19 protein-coding genes are annotated in these 15,824 nt (G+C 68.1%); 7 read left to right on the top strand and 12 right to left on the bottom strand.

Translation table 11 applies throughout. The annotated features are described in order from the left end of the window. Positions 1-8: 8 nt before the first annotated feature. Positions 9-1,244 (bottom strand): MFS transporter, encoded by a 1,236-nt coding sequence (locus V6V88_RS10030; protein WP_338619571.1) that lies wholly within the window; start codon positions 1,242-1,244, stop codon positions 9-11. 95 nt (positions 1,245-1,339) lie between these two features. Between V6V88_RS10030 and V6V88_RS10025 the strand changes: the two genes are divergently transcribed. After that, positions 1,340-1,798, top strand: a complete 459-nt coding sequence (locus V6V88_RS10025) for a helix-turn-helix domain-containing protein (protein WP_062841829.1) — start codon at positions 1,340-1,342, stop codon at positions 1,796-1,798. Here V6V88_RS10025 and V6V88_RS10020 read toward each other — a convergent pair. From V6V88_RS10020 to V6V88_RS10005, 4 genes are all read right to left on the bottom strand, one after another. Next, entirely contained in the window at positions 1,795-2,766 is a 972-nt protein-coding gene (locus tag V6V88_RS10020; RefSeq protein WP_062841830.1) for a pyridoxamine 5'-phosphate oxidase family protein, read from the bottom strand. The two genes, V6V88_RS10025 and V6V88_RS10020, sit on opposite strands and share 4 nt — an antisense overlap. A 30-nt stretch (positions 2,767-2,796) precedes the next feature. Continuing rightward, positions 2,797-3,459: a glutathione S-transferase gene (locus V6V88_RS10015; protein WP_253857139.1), complete on the bottom strand. Its 663-nt coding sequence runs from the start codon at positions 3,457-3,459 to the stop codon at positions 2,797-2,799. A 104-nt stretch (positions 3,460-3,563) separates the two neighbouring features. After that, positions 3,564-4,469, bottom strand: coding sequence for a LysR family transcriptional regulator (locus V6V88_RS10010; protein WP_062842078.1), 906 nt, complete (start codon positions 4,467-4,469; stop codon positions 3,564-3,566). A gap of 127 nt (positions 4,470-4,596) precedes the next feature. Beyond that, positions 4,597-5,481, bottom strand: a complete 885-nt coding sequence (locus V6V88_RS10005; protein ID WP_062841832.1) for a LysR substrate-binding domain-containing protein — start codon at positions 5,479-5,481, stop codon at positions 4,597-4,599. A 122-nt stretch (positions 5,482-5,603) separates the two neighbouring features. Here V6V88_RS10005 and V6V88_RS10000 point away from each other — a divergent pair, with 122 nt between their 5' ends. Beyond that, positions 5,604-6,278, top strand: a complete 675-nt coding sequence (locus tag V6V88_RS10000; RefSeq protein WP_062841833.1) for an NAD(P)H-dependent oxidoreductase — start codon at positions 5,604-5,606, stop codon at positions 6,276-6,278. Here V6V88_RS10000 and V6V88_RS09995 read toward each other — a convergent pair. The 7 genes from V6V88_RS09995 to V6V88_RS09965 form a co-directional block, all read right to left on the bottom strand. After that, the gene (locus V6V88_RS09995) at positions 6,218-7,105 is read right to left on the bottom strand and encodes a helix-turn-helix domain-containing protein (RefSeq protein WP_338619143.1); all 888 of its coding nucleotides are present in this window, start codon (positions 7,103-7,105) and stop codon (positions 6,218-6,220) included. The two genes, V6V88_RS10000 and V6V88_RS09995, sit on opposite strands and share 61 nt — an antisense overlap. 20 nt (positions 7,106-7,125) lie before the next feature. After that, positions 7,126-8,085, bottom strand: coding sequence for a proline dehydrogenase family protein (locus V6V88_RS09990; protein WP_338619141.1), 960 nt, complete (start codon positions 8,083-8,085; stop codon positions 7,126-7,128). Positions 8,086-8,158: 73 nt separating this feature from the next. Next, positions 8,159-9,067 carry a DMT family transporter gene (locus tag V6V88_RS09985; protein WP_338619140.1) on the bottom strand — a complete coding sequence of 303 codons (909 nt, stop codon included), beginning with the start codon at positions 9,065-9,067 and terminating at the stop codon, positions 8,159-8,161. A gap of 178 nt (positions 9,068-9,245) precedes the next feature. Then, a complete protein-coding gene (locus tag V6V88_RS09980) occupies positions 9,246-10,493 on the bottom strand; it encodes a D-amino acid dehydrogenase (protein ID WP_056316037.1) in 1,248 nt (415 codons plus the stop codon). Positions 10,494-10,599: 106 nt separating this feature from the next. Continuing rightward, the gene (locus tag V6V88_RS09975; RefSeq protein WP_056316034.1) at positions 10,600-11,037 is read right to left on the bottom strand and encodes an Rrf2 family transcriptional regulator; all 438 of its coding nucleotides are present in this window, start codon (positions 11,035-11,037) and stop codon (positions 10,600-10,602) included. 59 nt (positions 11,038-11,096) lie between these two features. Further along, positions 11,097-12,314, bottom strand: coding sequence for an NO-inducible flavohemoprotein (gene hmpA / locus V6V88_RS09970; protein WP_062841836.1), 1,218 nt, complete (start codon positions 12,312-12,314; stop codon positions 11,097-11,099). A 90-nt stretch (positions 12,315-12,404) separates the two neighbouring features. Next, positions 12,405-13,070 carry a 4'-phosphopantetheinyl transferase superfamily protein gene (locus V6V88_RS09965; RefSeq protein ID WP_338619135.1) on the bottom strand — a complete coding sequence of 222 codons (666 nt, stop codon included), beginning with the start codon at positions 13,068-13,070 and terminating at the stop codon, positions 12,405-12,407. Positions 13,071-13,180: 110 nt separating this feature from the next. Here V6V88_RS09965 and V6V88_RS09960 point away from each other — a divergent pair, with 110 nt between their 5' ends. Genes V6V88_RS09960 through V6V88_RS09940 form a run of 5 tightly spaced genes read left to right on the top strand, consistent with a single transcriptional unit; the run spans position 13,181 to position 15,820 of the window. Next, the gene (locus V6V88_RS09960) at positions 13,181-13,903 is read left to right on the top strand and encodes a beta-ketoacyl synthase chain length factor (protein WP_338619132.1); all 723 of its coding nucleotides are present in this window, start codon (positions 13,181-13,183) and stop codon (positions 13,901-13,903) included. Next, positions 13,900-14,763 carry a lysophospholipid acyltransferase family protein gene (locus V6V88_RS09955; RefSeq protein WP_152384001.1) on the top strand — a complete coding sequence of 288 codons (864 nt, stop codon included), beginning with the start codon at positions 13,900-13,902 and terminating at the stop codon, positions 14,761-14,763. Before V6V88_RS09960 ends, V6V88_RS09955 begins: the two co-directional genes overlap by 4 nt. Continuing rightward, the gene (locus tag V6V88_RS09950; RefSeq protein WP_056316022.1) at positions 14,744-15,004 is read left to right on the top strand and encodes a phosphopantetheine-binding protein; all 261 of its coding nucleotides are present in this window, start codon (positions 14,744-14,746) and stop codon (positions 15,002-15,004) included. The genes V6V88_RS09955 and V6V88_RS09950 overlap by 20 nt, the downstream gene beginning before the upstream one ends. Positions 15,005-15,020: 16 nt before the next feature. Then, the gene (locus V6V88_RS09945; protein ID WP_056316019.1) at positions 15,021-15,275 is read left to right on the top strand and encodes an acyl carrier protein; all 255 of its coding nucleotides are present in this window, start codon (positions 15,021-15,023) and stop codon (positions 15,273-15,275) included. Next, positions 15,272-15,820, top strand: coding sequence for a hypothetical protein (locus V6V88_RS09940; RefSeq protein ID WP_223575172.1), 549 nt, complete (start codon positions 15,272-15,274; stop codon positions 15,818-15,820). The genes V6V88_RS09945 and V6V88_RS09940 overlap by 4 nt, the downstream gene beginning before the upstream one ends. The last annotated feature ends 4 nt before the right edge of the window (positions 15,821-15,824 follow it).

Here is a 15,824-nt window from a genome sequence, read left to right as displayed (position 1 = left end):
GCGCGCCGTCAGGCGCGCGCCCGCCCCTGCCTTGCACAGTTGGCGCGCGGCGCCGTCGCCGCCCAGAACACCAACGCCGCCACACTGATTCCCGCGCCCAACGCGCAAACGCCCAGCCACCCGGCGCGCGCGTACACGGCCGTCGCGGCAATGGAGCCCAGGCCGCTGCCCACGGCGTAGAACATCATGTAGCCCGCGACCAGGCGGCTGTGCGCCTGCGCGCTGATGCTGAAGATCATGGCCTGGTTGGTCACATGCAGCGCCTGCGCAGCCAGGTCCAGCACCAGCACGCCCAGTGCAAGCAGCCACAGGCTGTGGTCCAGCAAGGCAATGGGAATCCAGGCCACGCACAGCAGGGCCAAGCCCAGCGCGGTGGTGCGCTGGCCGTGCCCGGCGTCGGCCAGTCGGCCGGCGCGCGCCGCCATCAGCACGCCCGCGACGCCCACCAATCCGAATGCCCCCACCGCCGTGTGCGACAGCGAATGCGGCGGCGCGCTCAGCGGCAGCACCAGCGCCGTCCAGAACGCGCCGAACGCGGCAAACATCAAGAGCGCGATCATGCCGCGCACCCGCAGCACGCGTTCGGTCGCGAGAAGCGTGAAGACCGAGCGCAGCAACGCGCCATAACCCAGCCCGGCCACGGGCAGGCGCCGCCGCGGCAGCCAGCGGGCCAGCAACAGCGCCAGCACCGCCGAAAGGCAGGCCGACACCACGTAGACCGCGCGCCAGCCCCACAGATCCGCCAGGGCGCCGGCCAGCGTGCGGGCCAGCAACAGGCCGATCACCACCCCGCCCTGCGCCGCGCCCACCACGCGCCCGCGCTCCGCCGATGCGGCCAGGGCCGCGGACAGCGCAAGCAGGCCCTGCGTCATCGCCGTGCCCAGCAAGCCCAACGCCACCATGCCGGCCAGCAGCCAGGGCGAACTTGCCGAAGCCGCCACCGCCGCCAGAGCCAGCACCAGCAGTGCCAGCTGCGCCAGCATCAGTCGCCGCCGGTCCAGCAGGTCGCCTAGCGGCACCACGAAGAACAGCGCGAGCGCGCAGCCCAACTGCGTGGCGGTGACTACGATGCCCACCGCGCCCTCGTCCATGCGGAATTCGTGGCCGATCGCATCAAGCAGCGGCTGTGCGTAATAGACATTGGCAACGCTCAGCGCGCAGGCCGCAGCCAGCAGCAGCACCAGCGCGGGCGGCATCGAGGGTGTCTCGTCGTATCCCGGCGCGCGGGATCGAGCGGTTGGCATCATGATTTATCTGGTTTTATAACGAAACCAGAATGCTAGTTCATGAGGTTTTATAATGCAACCAACTTCACCCTCAGCCTGCGCAAAGAATCCGCATGGTCAAACGCACCAGCCTTGAAGGCGCCGCCTGTCCGGTCGCGCGCTCGCTCGACGCCATTGGCGACTGGTGGTCGCTGCTTATCGTGCGGGACGCCTTCGACGGCCTGCGCCGGTTTGGCGAATTCCAGAAGAATCTGGGCATGGCAAAGAACATCCTGAGCGACCGGCTGCGCACGCTGGTCGCGCACGGCATCCTGGCCGTCGCCCCGGCGTCAGACGGCAGCGCGTATCAGGAATACGTGCTGACGGAAAAAGGCGAGGCGCTGTTTCCGGTGATCGTCGGGTTGCGCCAATGGGGCGAGGACCACTACTTCGGGCCGGACGAGGCGCACTCGACGTTGATCGATCGCCAGCGCGGCCAGCCGGTGCAACGCATGGAGATCCGCGCGCAGGACGGCCGGCCGCTGCGCCCCGGCGACACGGTCGTGCGCAAGGTGACGCAAGACAGCCGCTAGGCCGCGGCAGGCCACCGCCCTGTCGCCAATGCCGTGGGCGACCAGGCATCGAAGCGCCAGCGCAAGGCCAGCGCGCCAGGCCGCCTGACCACCCGGCGCACATGCACGCGCCACAGGCGTTCGGCACCCTCAAAGGCCGAGATTTCCGGGCTGTCCAGAATCACCTCCGCCCTTCCCGTCAGTTGCAGCACGTCGCCGCGTTCGAAGTCGATGAACAGCAGCCCCGCGACGGGATTGGCGGCCAGATTGCCCAGCGTGTTGAAGAACCGGTTGCCCGAGAAGTCCGGAATGGTCAGCACGTCGCCATCCACCCGCACGAAGCCGGGCTTGCCGCCCCGGTGCGAGACATCGACGGCGCGTCCGCCCACGCTTTCATCACGGTCGGCATAGCTGGCCACAAAGAAGGTGTCGGACACCGAGATCAGGGCGCGCGCCGCGTCGTCCAGCCCCGCGCGCTCCTGCGGCGCGCCGGCAAAGCGCAGCGACGGCGAACGCGCAAAGAAAAAATCGCGAGACTGGATGTACTGCGGACAGTTGCCAAACGACTGCGCCACCGCCACGTCAAAGCGCTTGCCGTCCCACGCCGCAATGCGGCCGTTCATGCGGTTGCGCCGGCGGGTGTGCAGTTCGATACCCAGCAATCCCACCGGCTTGCCCAGTCCCATTCCCGCGCGCAACGGGTCATCCGCGTCCGGCATGGCGGCGATGCGCAACGTGTGCGGGTCCGGCGACACGGCAAAGCCCGGCTGCCCTTCCAGGATGCCGGCCCAGGGATCGCAGTGGTCGTCGACCGCGCCGGCCACCACGAACGGCAACTGCGCGAAGAATTCGCGGTGTTGATCGGGCATGTAGTCGCGGATGACCTTGCGGCCGACCATGTCCATGCGCGCGGCAACGCCCGCGTGCGCTTGCAGTTGCAATTCACCCGCGTGCCAGGGCGACGGCATGGTGTTTTCGGGGAGGTTCATGGCAATGTCCTCGCGGTCGATTGGCGGGAATCAGGCGGCCAGCAGGCCCACCGGCGACGATTCCATGGGAACGAAGCGCGGCAGGTTCTCGATGCGGCTCAGCCACGCGCGGATCCGCGGATAGTCCGCCAGCGACACGTTGCCTTCAGGCGCATGCGCCACGTAGGCATAGCAGGCCACATCGGCGATGGTGGGCTCGCTGCCGGCCAGGAAGTCACGCTGCGCAAGTTCGCTTTCCATCACGGCAAGCAGCGCATGCGCGCGCGCCAACGTGGCGTCGACATCCAGCGGCGCGCCAAACAGCGTCACCAGGCGCGCCGACGCCGGACCGCCCGCCAGCGGCCCGGACGCCACCGACAACCAGCGCTGCACGGCCGCAGCGCCCGCCGCATCCTCGGGCAGCCAGGCCCCGCCGCCGTAGCGCTTGGCCAGGTACACCAGGATGGCGGTCGAGTCGGCCACCACCACGCCGTTGTCGTCGATGACGGGCACCTGGCCAAAGGCGTTGAGCGCCAGGAATTCGGGACGCTTCTGCTCACGCTGACGCAGATCCACGTCGATGCGTTGGTGCGGCACGTCCAGCAGCGACAGCATCAGCGCGACACGATGCGCGTGGCCGGAAAGCGCGAAGCTATAGAACTTGAGCGGAGCGGCGGCTTGCGCCGGGGCGGATTGCGAGGAGGTGGATGGCATCGGAGGCTCTCAGGTGGATTCGAGCCACCATCTTGAGCCTGCCCGCGCCAATGGAGAACGGCCGGCGCCGGCAAGACACTCTTGCCGGAAATGAAATAAACCGGTCAGGCCGGCAGCGCCGCCAGGTCGCGGCGCAGCGCCTCGACACAGAAATCGACAAAGCTGCGCACCTTGGCCGAGCTTTTCCGCCCTTCCGGATACACCAGGTGGACGGGCACGGGCGGCATCTCGAAGTCGCGCAGCACCACCTGCAAGGCGCCGCTGGCCAGGTGCGGGGCCACCTGATAGGACATCACCTGGGTCAGGCCCCAGCCTTCCCGGGCAGCCGCCACGGCCGCCTGGAACGAGGTGACGGTCAATTGCGACTGCATGTTCAAGCGAAGGCTCTGGCCGTCCTGCAGGAAGCGCCATTGCGGCCCGCGGCCTTCCATGGCCGCGGTGATGGTGCAGAAGCGATGCAGCGATTCGGGGTCGGCCGGCTCGCCATGGGCGCTCAGGAATCCCGGCGCGGCGCACACCACCCGGCGCACGTGGCCCACCGGCACCGCCGTCAGCGACGAGTCCGGCAGCGCGCCGATGCGCACGGCCACGTCGATGTCCTCGTCCACCAGGTTCACCACGCGGTCCACCAGCAGCGCGCGCAGCGACACCTGGCGATGCCCGCGCAGATAGCCCAGCACCGCCGGCATCACGTGCAGCTCGCCGAACAGCGCGGGCGCGGTGATGGACAGCGCGCCGCGCGGCACCGCCATCGCGCCCGCCGCGGCGTCATCGGCCTGCTCGACCTCGTCGAGAATGCGGCGGCAATCGGCGGCGTAGCGCTGGCCGGCCTCGGTCAGGCGCAGGCTGCGCGTCGTGCGCACCAGCAGCAAGGCGCCCAGGCGGCGTTCCAGCGCGGCGACGCTGCGCGTGACGCTGGGCGCGGACATCTCCAGCCGGCGCGCTGCCGCGGCAAAGCCGCCCGCGTCGGCAACCGCAAGAAATACCGTCATTTCATGGAATCGGTTCACGGCGGGGCGCACTCCGTAGTCTGAAAACGCGAACGCCGCACACGGGCGGCGACGTCAATGTACCCGCTCGTGCGCCTCCTGTCCCGCCGCGCGTGCGCGCACCACGGATGCCGCGCGCGGCCGGCCACTAGCCTTGGAAGGCCTTGCGCAACCATGCCAGGAATGCCTTGACGGGCGGATGACGCTCGCGCCCCGGCGCGCACAGCGCAGTGTAGGCCGCGCCCGGCACCCGGACCTCGGGCCGATAAGGCGCGAGCGTGCCTGCGGCCACGCTGTCGGACACCATCACCGAACTGGCCAGCACCAAGCCCTGCCCGGCAATGGCGGCCTGCAGCGCGTAGTGTTCCTCGGTGTAGGCGTGCTCTGCCACCGGCCGCTTCCATGCCGGCAGGCCGGCGGCTTCGCACCACGCCTGCCACCCCTGTTCGTATAAAGGCGAGTCGCGCCAGCGCACCGTCACCAGGGCCGGCGCCCGCCGGCCCGCACGGGCAACCTGCGCCGGCGCGCCGTATACCCCGAACCATTCGGGCAGCGCGCAGGCCGCGTGCAATGCGGGATAGCGCGCCCGGCTGTAGCGGATGGCGACGTCCACGCTGGCGTCCTTAAGCAGGTCCACGGGGTCGGGCGACGTATCCAGACGCACTTGATACTGCGGGTAGGCCTCGTGAAAGCGCCCCAGCCGGGGCACGAGCCACAACGCCGCAAAGGAATGCGTCGTGGACACGGTGAGCGCGCCGGATTCCGGCGCGGGCCGCAGGGCGTCCAGCGTCTGCGCCACGTCCAGCAACGCGCCATGCACGCCGGCAAAGAGGCGCGCCCCCTGGTCGGTCAGCCGCACGCCGCGCGGAACGCGATCGAACAGCGCGCACCCCACATGGCGTTCCAGTGCCTTGACCTGATGCGACACCGCCGTCGGGGTGACGGACAGTTCGGCCGCGGCCAGCTTGAAACTGCGCAGCCGCGCGGCGGCTTCGAACGTGCGCAGCGCAGTGACGGGTAGCGTGGCGAACATGGGCGATTCCTGGGATGAACAGGATTCATCTTAGTGAAGGAATCGTCAGTTGTCGCGGCCCTGTCTGGAGATCAGGATTACCTATCCGAATGTAGTCCCAGCATTTCACCAAGGAGCCAAGAATGAACTCAAATCACCCAAAACAGCGACTGCTGATCCTGGTGGGCAGCCCGCGCCGCAATGGCAACAGCGCGGCGTTGGCCCACGCCGCGCGCCAGGGCGCGCAGGCGGCTGGCATTTCGGCCTCCCTATTTTTCCTGGATGACTACATCCAGGGCCTGCTGCCCGATCTGCGCCATGCCAAACCGCCCGCCGACCGGTACGCCGAACTTTTCCTGGACCATTTCCTGCCGGCAGATGGCGTGCTGTTCTGCACGCCGATCTACTGGTATGGAATGTCGGCGCAGACCAAGGCGTTCTTTGACCGATCTTTCAGCCACTACGCGGGTTCCGGCCCCGAACCCGAACGTGTCAAGACCCGCATGGCCGGCAAGCGGCTCGGACTGACTGTGGCGTCCGAAGAGACCTATCCCGGCGCGGCGCTGGGCATCGTGCATCAGGTGCAGGAGTTTGCGCGCTACACGCATTCCGACTTCGTGGGATATGTGCACGGCGCGGGCAACCGGCGCGGCGAGGTGGCGCTGGATCCGCGGCGCCCGCTGGCCGCCGCGCAGGCGCTGGGCGCGGAATTCTTCACACGCAAATATTCGGATTACCGGCTCGAAACGCCCCGCAGTCACAACGTCTGGGAGCCGCCGGCACCGGCTCTCACCAGCACGCCGGGCGGACTGCCGTAAACCTGCTTGAACACCCGCGTCAGGTGCGCCTGATCGGCAAAACCCACCGCCTGCGCCGCGTCCGCCAACGGCAAGCCGCCGCGCAGCAGCACCCGCGCGCGCGCCACGCGCCAGTTGCGCAGCCACGCCTGCGGCGGTAATCCGTAACGCCGCGCAAACTGCTTGACCAGCGTGGTCCGATGACGATCCTGCGCCTGCGCCAGCGCTTGCAGGTCGGGCGCGCAGGACGGATCCGCGGCCATGCGCGCGTGCAGCATGGCGCAGACGTCGGTGATGGCGGATAGGTCATCGGAGGGAGGTGTTGCGGGCATGCCGGCTGCGGGCGTACCGGCTTCGGGCATACCGGCTGCGGGCGTCCCGCTTTCCACCAGCGCCTTGCCGTGCGCGGCCAGCGTGCCGAACAGGGCCGCGGACAGGCGTGCGCTGCGTTCGGCGGGCGCGATTTCGTCGGGCGTCAACGCCTCCAGCCATTGCGCGCACAGGGCGGCATCCGCGATCACCGGTCCCGCCAGCCGCGCGCCCTGCGCATGCAGCGCGCGAGCGTGGTCCTGGAACCAGGCCGGATCGATGTACGCTATGCGATACGCGAGCGGTCCGGCGGCCGTGCCGCCCGTGTGCACCTGTCCCGGCGCGATCACCACCAGTTCGCCCGCGCAGGCGGCGTGGGCCTCGCCCTGCACGGCGAAGTCGCACCGGCCATGCTCGATGGCGCCGATGGACCAGGCGTCGTGAAAATGCGGCGCGTACCGGTAGGCGCGCAGGTCCGCGATCAGGACGTCGCCGGGCAGCCCCGCGCCGCAATGCCAGATGTGTTGAGAAACCGCCATGTTGCGCCAGCCAGTCGCGGCTATCCGAAGTAATGCCCGTCCGATGTCAGCGAACGGGCCAGGAGCCACGCATTGCGAGGATTTTCGCCGACGCGGCGGATGGCATACGGCCACCAGTCCGCGCCGAACGGAAGATAAACCCTGACGTTATAGCCCAATCCGCGCAGCGCAATCTGCCAGTCCGGACGCACGCCGTAGAGCATTTCGAATTCAAATCCCTCGGCGGGCCAGCCGCGCTCGCGCGCCAGATCGACGATGGCCCCGGCCAGCCGGTCGTCGTGCGTGCCGAACACCGGGTAAAAGCCCGATTCGCGGGCCTCGCGTGACAACATGATGGACGCCGCGTCCAGATAGGCCTGGTCGATGCGCGCGCGCCCGGCGTGGTCCAGCGCACGCTCGGGGAAGGCGCCTTTCACCAGCCGCAGCGATGTGCGCTGCCGGATCGCCCAGGCCAGATCCTCGGGCGTGCGCCGGCGCCGCGCCTGCAGCGTAAGGCCCGCCGGCAGGCCCTCGGCCAGCAGTGTCCGGTGCAGCGCGCACGTGCGGTCGCGGATGCCGGAATCTTCCATGTCCAGCACCAGCCAGTCCCGCCCCGTGCCCGAGACGGCCTGCACCGCCCTGCCGATACGGCGCGCGTTTTCCTCGCCCAGCGCGTCGGCGTGCATGTAGCCGATGGCCGTGGGGTCGACGGAGACATGCACGTCCAGGCCCGCGCCCGCCAACGCCCGGCAGGCGTCGATGGCTTGCCCGACGTTGTGGTCGATGCCGGCGCGATCCGCCACGTACTCGCCCAGATAGAAGAGCGACGCGCGGATGCCGTGCGCCTCGCGCAGTCTCACGGCGGTGCGCACGGCTTCGTCCACGCCGGCGCCGCCGACGAACCGGCGCGCCAGCGATGTCCGGGCGGCCATCGCCCGCATCGCCTGGCCGACCGCCGGGCTCCGGGCCAGCGCAATTGTGGTCTTTTGAAAAATGCTCATCGCCTCACCGCGCAAAGCGGCCACTATGCGTCGGCGGCAAGCGCCTGTCTTGAACGCCCGTGAACAGCGGGGGCTACGCCTTGCCGGCCGCCAGCGCGCGCCCGGCGACAAACAGCGGCCGCTGCACGGTCTGCGCCAGCAGCACGCCCGCCAGCGTGACCGCGCCGCCCAGGACGTGATAGCGCTGCAGGTGCTCGCGCAGCATCACGAAAGCGGCCAGCGCGGTAAAGAGCGGCAGCAGGTTGATGAAGATGCTGCAGCGGTTCGGGCCCAAGCGGTGCACGCCTTCGATCCACAGATACGACAGCAGCACCGACGAGAAAATGCCGGCGTACAGGATCAGCGGAATGGTATTGGTGTCCAGCGCGGCCTGGGCGGCCGGCACCCGCAGGTAGAGCGGAAGCATATAGATCAGCGCAAAAATCGACTGCACGAAGGTGGACTGCCAGGCGGGCACCGGCACCTTCCAGTGGCGCAGCAGCACGCCGTACAGCGCGTACGACAACGCGGCCAGCAGCATCAGGCCGTCGCCCACATGCACGCCATGCTGGAACACGCTCAGCATGTCGCCCTGCCCCACCAGATACAACAGTCCCAGGAACGACAACGCCCCGCCCGCGGCCATGCCGAGCGTCGGCGGATCGCGCAGGATCACGACGCTGCCCAGCATGCTGAGCAGCGGAATCAGCGCCGTCAGGATGGCCATGTTGGTGGCGGTGGTGGTTTCGGCCGCCCGGTACGACAGCGCCTGGAAAACCGCCGACGACAGCGCGCCGTACAGCGCCAGCTTCGGCCAGTGCCGCAGGATGACCCTGCGATTGCGCCACGCGGGACGGGCCGTGAACAGCCCCATGAGGAACAGCGCCAGCAGCAGGCGGTAGAAGGTGATGGCGGTGGGAGAGATGGCGCTGGCGGCCATCTTGGAGACGATGACGTTGCCCGCCCAGAACAGGATGGCGAACAACGGAAACAGATAGGACATGGTCAGGAGCTCGAAGGAGGGATCGGCTCCTTCGCATCCGCCGGAATGCGGTGCCGCGAAGGAGTGACCGCCATCCTATTGAGCCTGCGCCAGCCCGTCTGCCGACGAAAAGGCACACGCTATCGCAAAATGGACATTGACCTAGCTGGCGCCCGGTTCACGCGTCGGGGTTCAGGATTCAGGGCTTGAACGGCGCCGGATCCAGCGGCAGCTCCAGGCCGCCCATTTGCGCCGTCAGCAACGCCGCGCTGCCGCAGGCCAAGGTAAACCCCAGCGCTCCCTGCCCCACGTTCAGCCACAGATTGTCGGCTGCCGGGCTGCGGCCGATCAGCGGCTTTCCGGTGGGCGTGGCCGGGCGCAGGCCCGCCCACGGAATAGCCTGGCGCAGGTCCAGTTGCGGGAAAGCTTCGAGCACCTGTTTTTTCAGCAGGCCGACGCGAGCGGGGTCGATGTCGGCGTTGTTGCTGCCGATGTCCACCATGGCCGCGATCCGCAGCACGCCGCCGACACGGGCGTAGACGATGCGCCGTTCGTAGTCGGTCACGCTGATGCGCGGCGCCACGGTGTCGTCGTCTGCCAGCGGCACGGTCAGGCTGTAACCCTTCAGGGGGTACAGCGGCACGTCGTGGCCCAGGGGCCCAAGCAAAGCGCGGGTGCCGATGCCCGTGGCCAGCACGACGGCGTCGGCGCCGATGTCGCCGTCGCGCGTGTTGACCGCGACGATGCGGCGGCCTTCGCGCTGCAGGCCGGACACCGGGTTGGACATGGCGCACTGCACGTTTCCCAGGCCTTGCAGGCGGTCGAACAGCGCTTCGGTGAACTGGCGGCAGTCGCCGGCTTCCTCGCTGGGGGTATAGATGGCGCCCGCCAGGCTGGCGCCCATGCCGGCCAGCGCCGGTTCGCGCGCCACGGTCTGGGCGGCATCGAGCACCTGCTGGTCCGCGCCGTGCGCCGCCTGGTACGCCACCAGCGCGCGCGCCTTTTCCAGCAGGTCGGGGCTGCGGTAGGCGATGAGCTTGCCGTTCTTCAGGTGGCCGAACGCCAGGTCTTCCTGTTCCAGCAGCGAGTGCATGACATCGCGGCTGAGGTAGGACAGCGTCAGCATCTGGGCGGTGGACGCCTTGGCGACCGAGGCGCGGCAGGCCAGCGCAAATTGCAGGCACCAGCGCCACTGATGCGGGTCCAGGCGGGGCCGGAACCGCAGCGGCGAATCATGGCGCAGCAGCCAGCCCGGCACGCTGGGCAGCACGCCGGGCCCGGCCAGCGGCGCCACATAGCTGTAGCTGAGCTGACCGCCATTGGCATAGCTGGAGACTTCCGCCGGGCGGGGCTGGCTGTCGACCAGCACCACGTCATGACCCTGGCGCGCCAGGAAATAGGCCGACGTCACACCGACGACGCCGGCGCCAATTACGCAAACGCGCATACCGTTATCCAAGTAGACCGCGAACACGGCCATTCTGTAACGGCCGCCCCCGCGCCGGCAAATGCCAAACGCCGCAGGGGCCATAACCAAACATCATGTCCCCGATTCAGGCGACGCGGTGCAGCTTGATGATCGCGGCGGCAGTCGGTTCCCGGACCAGATCGGCCAGCGTGTAGCCATTGAGGGTGTCGTAGAAGGCCTGCAGCGTCTGCGCCAGCACGCCCGACAGCCGGCACACGCCGTCCAGCGCGCACGGGGGTTCGCGGCAGTCGATGAGGGGACCCTGCTGTTCGAGTTCGCGCACCAGATCGCCGACGCGGTATTCCGTGGCGGGGCGGGCAAGGCTCAGCCCGCCCCCCTTGCCGCGCGTGGTGCTGACCCAGCCGCGCTGCGACATGAAATGCACGACCTTGACCAGATGATTGCGCGACAGGCCAAAGCGGTCAGCGATCTCGGGGATCGTGACGGCGGCGGACCGGTCGCGGCATTGCGTCAGATACATCAGGACGCGCAGGCCGAAGTCGGTGAAACGGTTCAGTTGCATGGTGGACAGGACATGTGGACCGGGCGGCCCGGAAACGTCGGGCCGCCAGGATACACCGGTCAGCCGGCGACGCCGCCGGTGCCGAAGGCTTCGGCGTGGATGCGGTCTTCGGTCACGCCCAGCCCCAGCAACGCCTCGCGCTGCGCACGCATGAAGGCCGCCGGGCCACACAAGTAGTAGTCCGCGCCCGGCACGATGGCCTCGTCGCGAATGGCGTGCAGATCGACGCGCCCCTGGTGATCGTAGTCGCGGCCGGCCTGGTCGCCGTGGCCCACCTCTTCGTAGAACACCGCCTTGCGCACGTTGGCGCGCTTTGCCGCGATGTCGTTCACGTGGTCGCGCATGGCGTGCACCGAACGATTGCGGCAACCGTGCACGAAGCGGATCTGGCGCGCGTCATTGGCATGCACCAGATGGTTGAGGATCGACACCATGGGCGTCAGACCCACGCCGCCACTCAGCAGCACGACGGGCGCATCGCCATCCTCGCGCAGGTGGAAATCGCCCTGCGGCGGCGCGACGTCCAGCACGCCGCCTTCTTCCAGGCGGTCATGCAGCGCGTTGGACACGCGGCCCGCCGGCGTCTGGTCGCCGGCCGGCTCGCGCTTGACGGAGATGCGCAGGCGATCCTGGCCGGGCGCGTCCGACAGGCTGTATTGGCGCGGCTGCATCAGGCCCAGTTCCGGCACGAACACGCGCACGGACACATACTGGCCGGGCCGGTAAGCCGGGACCGTGCCGCCGTCGGCCGGGGCGAGGTAGAACGAGGTGATTTCGGCGCTTTCGGGCTGCTTGCCCACGACGCGGAACGCGCGCCAGCCGGTCCAGCCGCCGGGCTTGTTGGCCGATTCCGCATACAGGCGGGCCTCTTCGGCGATCAGCAGGTCGGCCAGTTGGCCGTACGCCGCCGCCCACGCGTCCACCAGTTCGTCGGTGGCGGCTTCGCCCAGCACCTCACGAATGGAAGCCAGCAGATGCTTGCCCACGATGGCGTAGTGCTCGGGCCGGATGCCCAGGCTGACGTGCTTGTGCACGATCCGCGTCACCACCGGCATCAGCACCGAGGGATCGTCGATGTGCTCGGCATAGGCGGTGACCGCGCCGGCCAGCGCGTGCTGCTGCGCGCCGCCCGCCTGGTGGGCCTGGTTGAACACGTGCTTGAGTTCCGGGTTGTGCTGGAACATGCGCGCGTAAAAGTGCTTGGTCAAGGCAACGCCATGGACCTTCAGGACGGGGGCCGTGGCTTTGACCAGCTCGCGGATTTGGGGGCTCAACATCAACTGCTCCTTGAATGGCGAACAGGATCGCCTTTAAACATATATTCATAATACATCTTTAAATGCGAGCGGCGAAACGTCAGGGCGGTTTCAAGTCGTATCGGGCAGCCAACAACCTTGTATCAGGACATCCGGCAGCTGACAGCCGGCCGCGCCGGTCCACACGGGTTGCGCCACGTCCCCTGCTGATCCTTCTGGGGCCTGCCACACCACCGAGGCCATCCAGCCGGCGCCCACCCGATAGGAGCAGGCCCGCCAGCGTCCCGGCGGCGGGCGCAGCGCCAAACCGGACGGCGCCGGACCCAAGCCCACCGATGCCATGTCAGCCGGAAAATCCAGGCTGGCGGCCTTGATGAAGGCCTCTTTCAATGTCCATAGCTGGTAGAAGCGGAGCAGGCGCGCCTCGTCGGGCAGCCCCGCCAACAGATCGCGTTCGGCGGACGAACACACCCACTGGGCCAGCCCCTGCACGTCGCGCGGCGAGATTGCCTCGAGGTCGGCGCCGACTTTCCAGCCGGCCGGGGCGGTGGCCACGATGGCGTGGCCGTTGCTGTGGCTGAGCGAGGCCGGGCGGAAATCGGGCTGGCGGCTGCGCACGTCATGCAACAGCGCGCGGCTGGCCTTCCAGTCGCGCAGCGCCTTGCCGCTGCGGATCGCAGCCGCTCGGGCAGCGTCTTCGGCGGAGAGCTGCTCGGGGCTATATAGAGAGGCGGCGCTTTGATCCGCCCACCAGATTAAAAGTTCCTGAATATCCAACGGAGAAAGTAACTATTTAGAAAATAATGCGAGAAATCTAAGCCAATTTGTGTGATGTGTAACTATTCAAAACAGTTTGAGCCGAGTTTGCCATAGTAGAATCGCGCGCTATGTTGACGTTCTCCATCGCGCATTGGCAAGGTTGGACACCAGGATTTCAAGACCCGAGCAGTTGGCAGCACTGGGCGGAACACCCGTATTGCCCCCTCGGAGATCAGGCCGCCGCCCGCCTCGACTTCTTGCCCCCCATGCAGCGCCGCCGCCTCAGCCCTCTGGCTCGCGGGGTGTTTGCGTGCGCGTGGCCGCTTGCCGACGGATACCCGGACATGCCGTTCGTATTCGCCTCGCGGCACGGAGAAACCACGCGCAACTTCGGACTGCTTGAGTCGCTGGCGGCCGACGAGCCGCTGTCGCCCACGGCATTTGGCCTGTCGGTTCACAACGCGATAGCCGCGCAATGGTCGATCATACGCCGCGAAACGGCCGAGTCCGTGGCGCTGTCCGTCGAGGACGACGGCCTGGAGCACGCCTTCCTCGAAGCCGCGCTGCTGTTCGGCCAGGGGCATGACAACGTGCTGGTGGTGCTGGCCGAGGAAGTGCCGCCGCCCCCGTACGCGCCCTGGGTGGGCGACGCGCCGTTTTCCTACGCCGCCGCCTTCCGCCTGTGCCCGGGCACGGACTGGGCGCTCTCGATGGGTCCGGCTGGCGACCACGATGCGCCGCCGCAAGTCTGGCCCAATCCGCTGAATCTGGTTCGCCACCTGACGCTGCAGACCCGAAGCTGGCGGCACGCCAACCGCAGCCGCCAATGGACCTGGACACGTAACGCATGACCTCCCCGGCTCAAGTTCGTCAAGATTTCTGGCTTTGGCGCCTGGTCGCCACCGGCATGGCCTTCACCATGTTCGGGGTGGGCGGCGTGCTGCTGCGCCTGATGGTGTTTCCGCCCCAGCGCCTGCTGCCGGGCGACCGCCAGGACCGCCAACGCCGGGCCCGCTGGGCATTGAATGGCACCTTCAGGCTGTTCATCCGGTTCATGGTGCGCGTGGGCATCCTGACCGTGGAATTCAAGGGCGCCGACCGCCTGGGCCGGCCGGGCCAGATGATTCTTGCCAACCACCCGTCGCTGCTGGATGTGGTGTTCCTGGTCGGGCACGTCAAGAACGCCAACTGCATCGTCAAGCATGGCCTTGCCACGAATCCCTTCACCCGCGGCCCCGTGGCCAATGCCGGATACATCACCAATGACGAAAGCTTCGACATGTTCGACCGCGCGGCTGATGTGCTGCGCAATGGCGAAACGCTGATCGTCTTTCCGGAAGGCACGCGCACGCCGCCGGACGCCATGCCGCAGTTTCATCGCGGCGCATGCGCCATTGCGCTGCGCGGCGCGCAGGTCGTGACGCCGGTCGTGATCCGGATGAATCCGCGCAGCCTCACCAAGGGCGAGCCCTGGTACCGGATTCCGCCCTCGCGCATGCGCTATGTCATCGAGGTCGGTGAAGACATCGACCCGGCGACCTGGAGCCAGGCGCATCCGCTGCCAATCGCCGGCCGCAAGATGAATGCCTACCTGCACGCCTATTTCGAAGCCAAGCTGGCGCCGCAGGCGCCGCAAGGCGCCCCAATGAACGCGCCGCCGCCCACGGCGGCGCAAGTGGAGTCAAAGCTGGATGAATCAACTGGAACTTGAGCTCAAGACGCTCGTCATCGAGTCCCTCGGGCTCGAAGACATCACGCCCGACGACATCGACCGCGAAGCCGCCCTGTTCGGAGACGGACTGGGCCTGGATTCGGTCGACGCGCTGGAACTGGGCCTGGCGCTGCAAAAGCGTTACGCCATCACCATCGATCCCGAAACGCGCAACATGCGCGAGCATTTCGCCAGCATTGCCAGCCTGGCGGCATTTGTCACTGCGCAACGCCGCGACTGACGCATACGGAGTCACCATGCACACCCGCGACGAAATCTTCAACACGCTGCGCGGCGCCCTCGTCGAACTGTTCGAAATCGAACCGGAACGGATCACGCCCGACGCGCATTTGTACACCGATCTGGAAATCGACAGCATCGACGCGATCGACCTCATCGACCACGTGCGCCGCCAGACGGGCCGCAAGCTGGACGCCAACGACTTCCGCACGGTCCGCACCGTCGAAGACGTCGTGCAGGCCATGTGGCAAAAGCAGGACCCGGCCGCATGAACCGTGGCGTTGCGGCCGCCTTGGCCGCCGCCGCAGTGGCTTACCCCTTCGTCGTGTACGCGATGCTGGGACGCGTGAACGCCGCCTGGCTGGCCTTGCCGCTGGCGCTGTTGTGGCTGGCCCGCGGCCTGACCGCGCGCGCCGCGCAGCCCGGCGACAAGCTGCTGCCCGCCGCCGCACTGGTCTTCTGCCTGATCCTGGCGGTAACCAATTCCGAGAGCTGGCTGCGCTGGTATCCCGTGCTGGTCAACGCCATGATGCTGGCCATTTTCGGCATGAGCCTGCGCGCCGGACCGCCCGTGGTGGAACGCCTGGCGCGCCTGCCCCACCCCAATCTGCCGCCCGAGGGCGTGCGCTACACCCGCAACGTGACCCGCGCCTGGTGCGTGTTTTTCGCCTTGAACGGCGCGACCGCCGCCGCGCTGGCGGCCTGGGCGCCGTGGAGCTGGTGGGTCGCCTACAACGGCTGCGCCAGCTACGTACTGATGGGTATGATGGCCGCCGGCGAATGGCTGGTGCGCCCCGCCGCCGCGAAGGCCGCCTGAATCC

The sequence above is a fragment of the Achromobacter sp. E1 genome (assembly GCF_037039475.1).
GTDB lineage: Bacteria > Pseudomonadota > Gammaproteobacteria > Burkholderiales > Burkholderiaceae_B > Achromobacter > Achromobacter mucicolens.
Note: the sequence above shows the minus strand (reverse complement) of the source record. Positions and strands in the feature narration are given on the sequence as shown.

What these genes read in the sequence shown, in the direction of transcription:
- V6V88_RS09940 (WP_223575172.1), top strand. Translation starts at nt 15,272, where the DNA reads ATGAACCGTGGCGTTGCGGCCGCCTTGGCCGCCGCCGCAGTGGCTTAC.
- V6V88_RS09990 (WP_338619141.1), bottom strand. Translation starts at nt 8,085, where the DNA reads ATGAGCATTTTTCAAAAGACCACAATTGCGCTGGCCCGGAGCCCGGCG.
- V6V88_RS10005 (WP_062841832.1), bottom strand. Translation starts at nt 5,481, where the DNA reads ATGTTCGCCACGCTACCCGTCACTGCGCTGCGCACGTTCGAAGCCGCC.
- V6V88_RS09960 (WP_338619132.1), top strand. Translation starts at nt 13,181, where the DNA reads ATGTTGACGTTCTCCATCGCGCATTGGCAAGGTTGGACACCAGGATTT.
- V6V88_RS09945 (WP_056316019.1), top strand. Translation starts at nt 15,021, where the DNA reads ATGCACACCCGCGACGAAATCTTCAACACGCTGCGCGGCGCCCTCGTC.
- V6V88_RS09955 (WP_152384001.1), top strand. Translation starts at nt 13,900, where the DNA reads ATGACCTCCCCGGCTCAAGTTCGTCAAGATTTCTGGCTTTGGCGCCTG.
- V6V88_RS10025 (WP_062841829.1), top strand. Translation starts at nt 1,340, where the DNA reads ATGGTCAAACGCACCAGCCTTGAAGGCGCCGCCTGTCCGGTCGCGCGC.
- V6V88_RS10015 (WP_253857139.1), bottom strand. Translation starts at nt 3,459, where the DNA reads ATGCCATCCACCTCCTCGCAATCCGCCCCGGCGCAAGCCGCCGCTCCG.
- V6V88_RS10030 (WP_338619571.1), bottom strand. Translation starts at nt 1,244, where the DNA reads ATGCCAACCGCTCGATCCCGCGCGCCGGGATACGACGAGACACCCTCG.
- V6V88_RS09950 (WP_056316022.1), top strand. Translation starts at nt 14,744, where the DNA reads ATGAATCAACTGGAACTTGAGCTCAAGACGCTCGTCATCGAGTCCCTC.
- V6V88_RS09985 (WP_338619140.1), bottom strand. Translation starts at nt 9,067, where the DNA reads ATGTCCTATCTGTTTCCGTTGTTCGCCATCCTGTTCTGGGCGGGCAAC.
- V6V88_RS09995 (WP_338619143.1), bottom strand. Translation starts at nt 7,105, where the DNA reads ATGGCGGTTTCTCAACACATCTGGCATTGCGGCGCGGGGCTGCCCGGC.
- hmpA (WP_062841836.1), bottom strand. Translation starts at nt 12,314, where the DNA reads ATGTTGAGCCCCCAAATCCGCGAGCTGGTCAAAGCCACGGCCCCCGTC.
- V6V88_RS09980 (WP_056316037.1), bottom strand. Translation starts at nt 10,493, where the DNA reads ATGCGCGTTTGCGTAATTGGCGCCGGCGTCGTCGGTGTGACGTCGGCC.
- V6V88_RS10000 (WP_062841833.1), top strand. Translation starts at nt 5,604, where the DNA reads ATGAACTCAAATCACCCAAAACAGCGACTGCTGATCCTGGTGGGCAGC.
- V6V88_RS10020 (WP_062841830.1), bottom strand. Translation starts at nt 2,766, where the DNA reads ATGAACCTCCCCGAAAACACCATGCCGTCGCCCTGGCACGCGGGTGAA.
- V6V88_RS09975 (WP_056316034.1), bottom strand. Translation starts at nt 11,037, where the DNA reads ATGCAACTGAACCGTTTCACCGACTTCGGCCTGCGCGTCCTGATGTAT.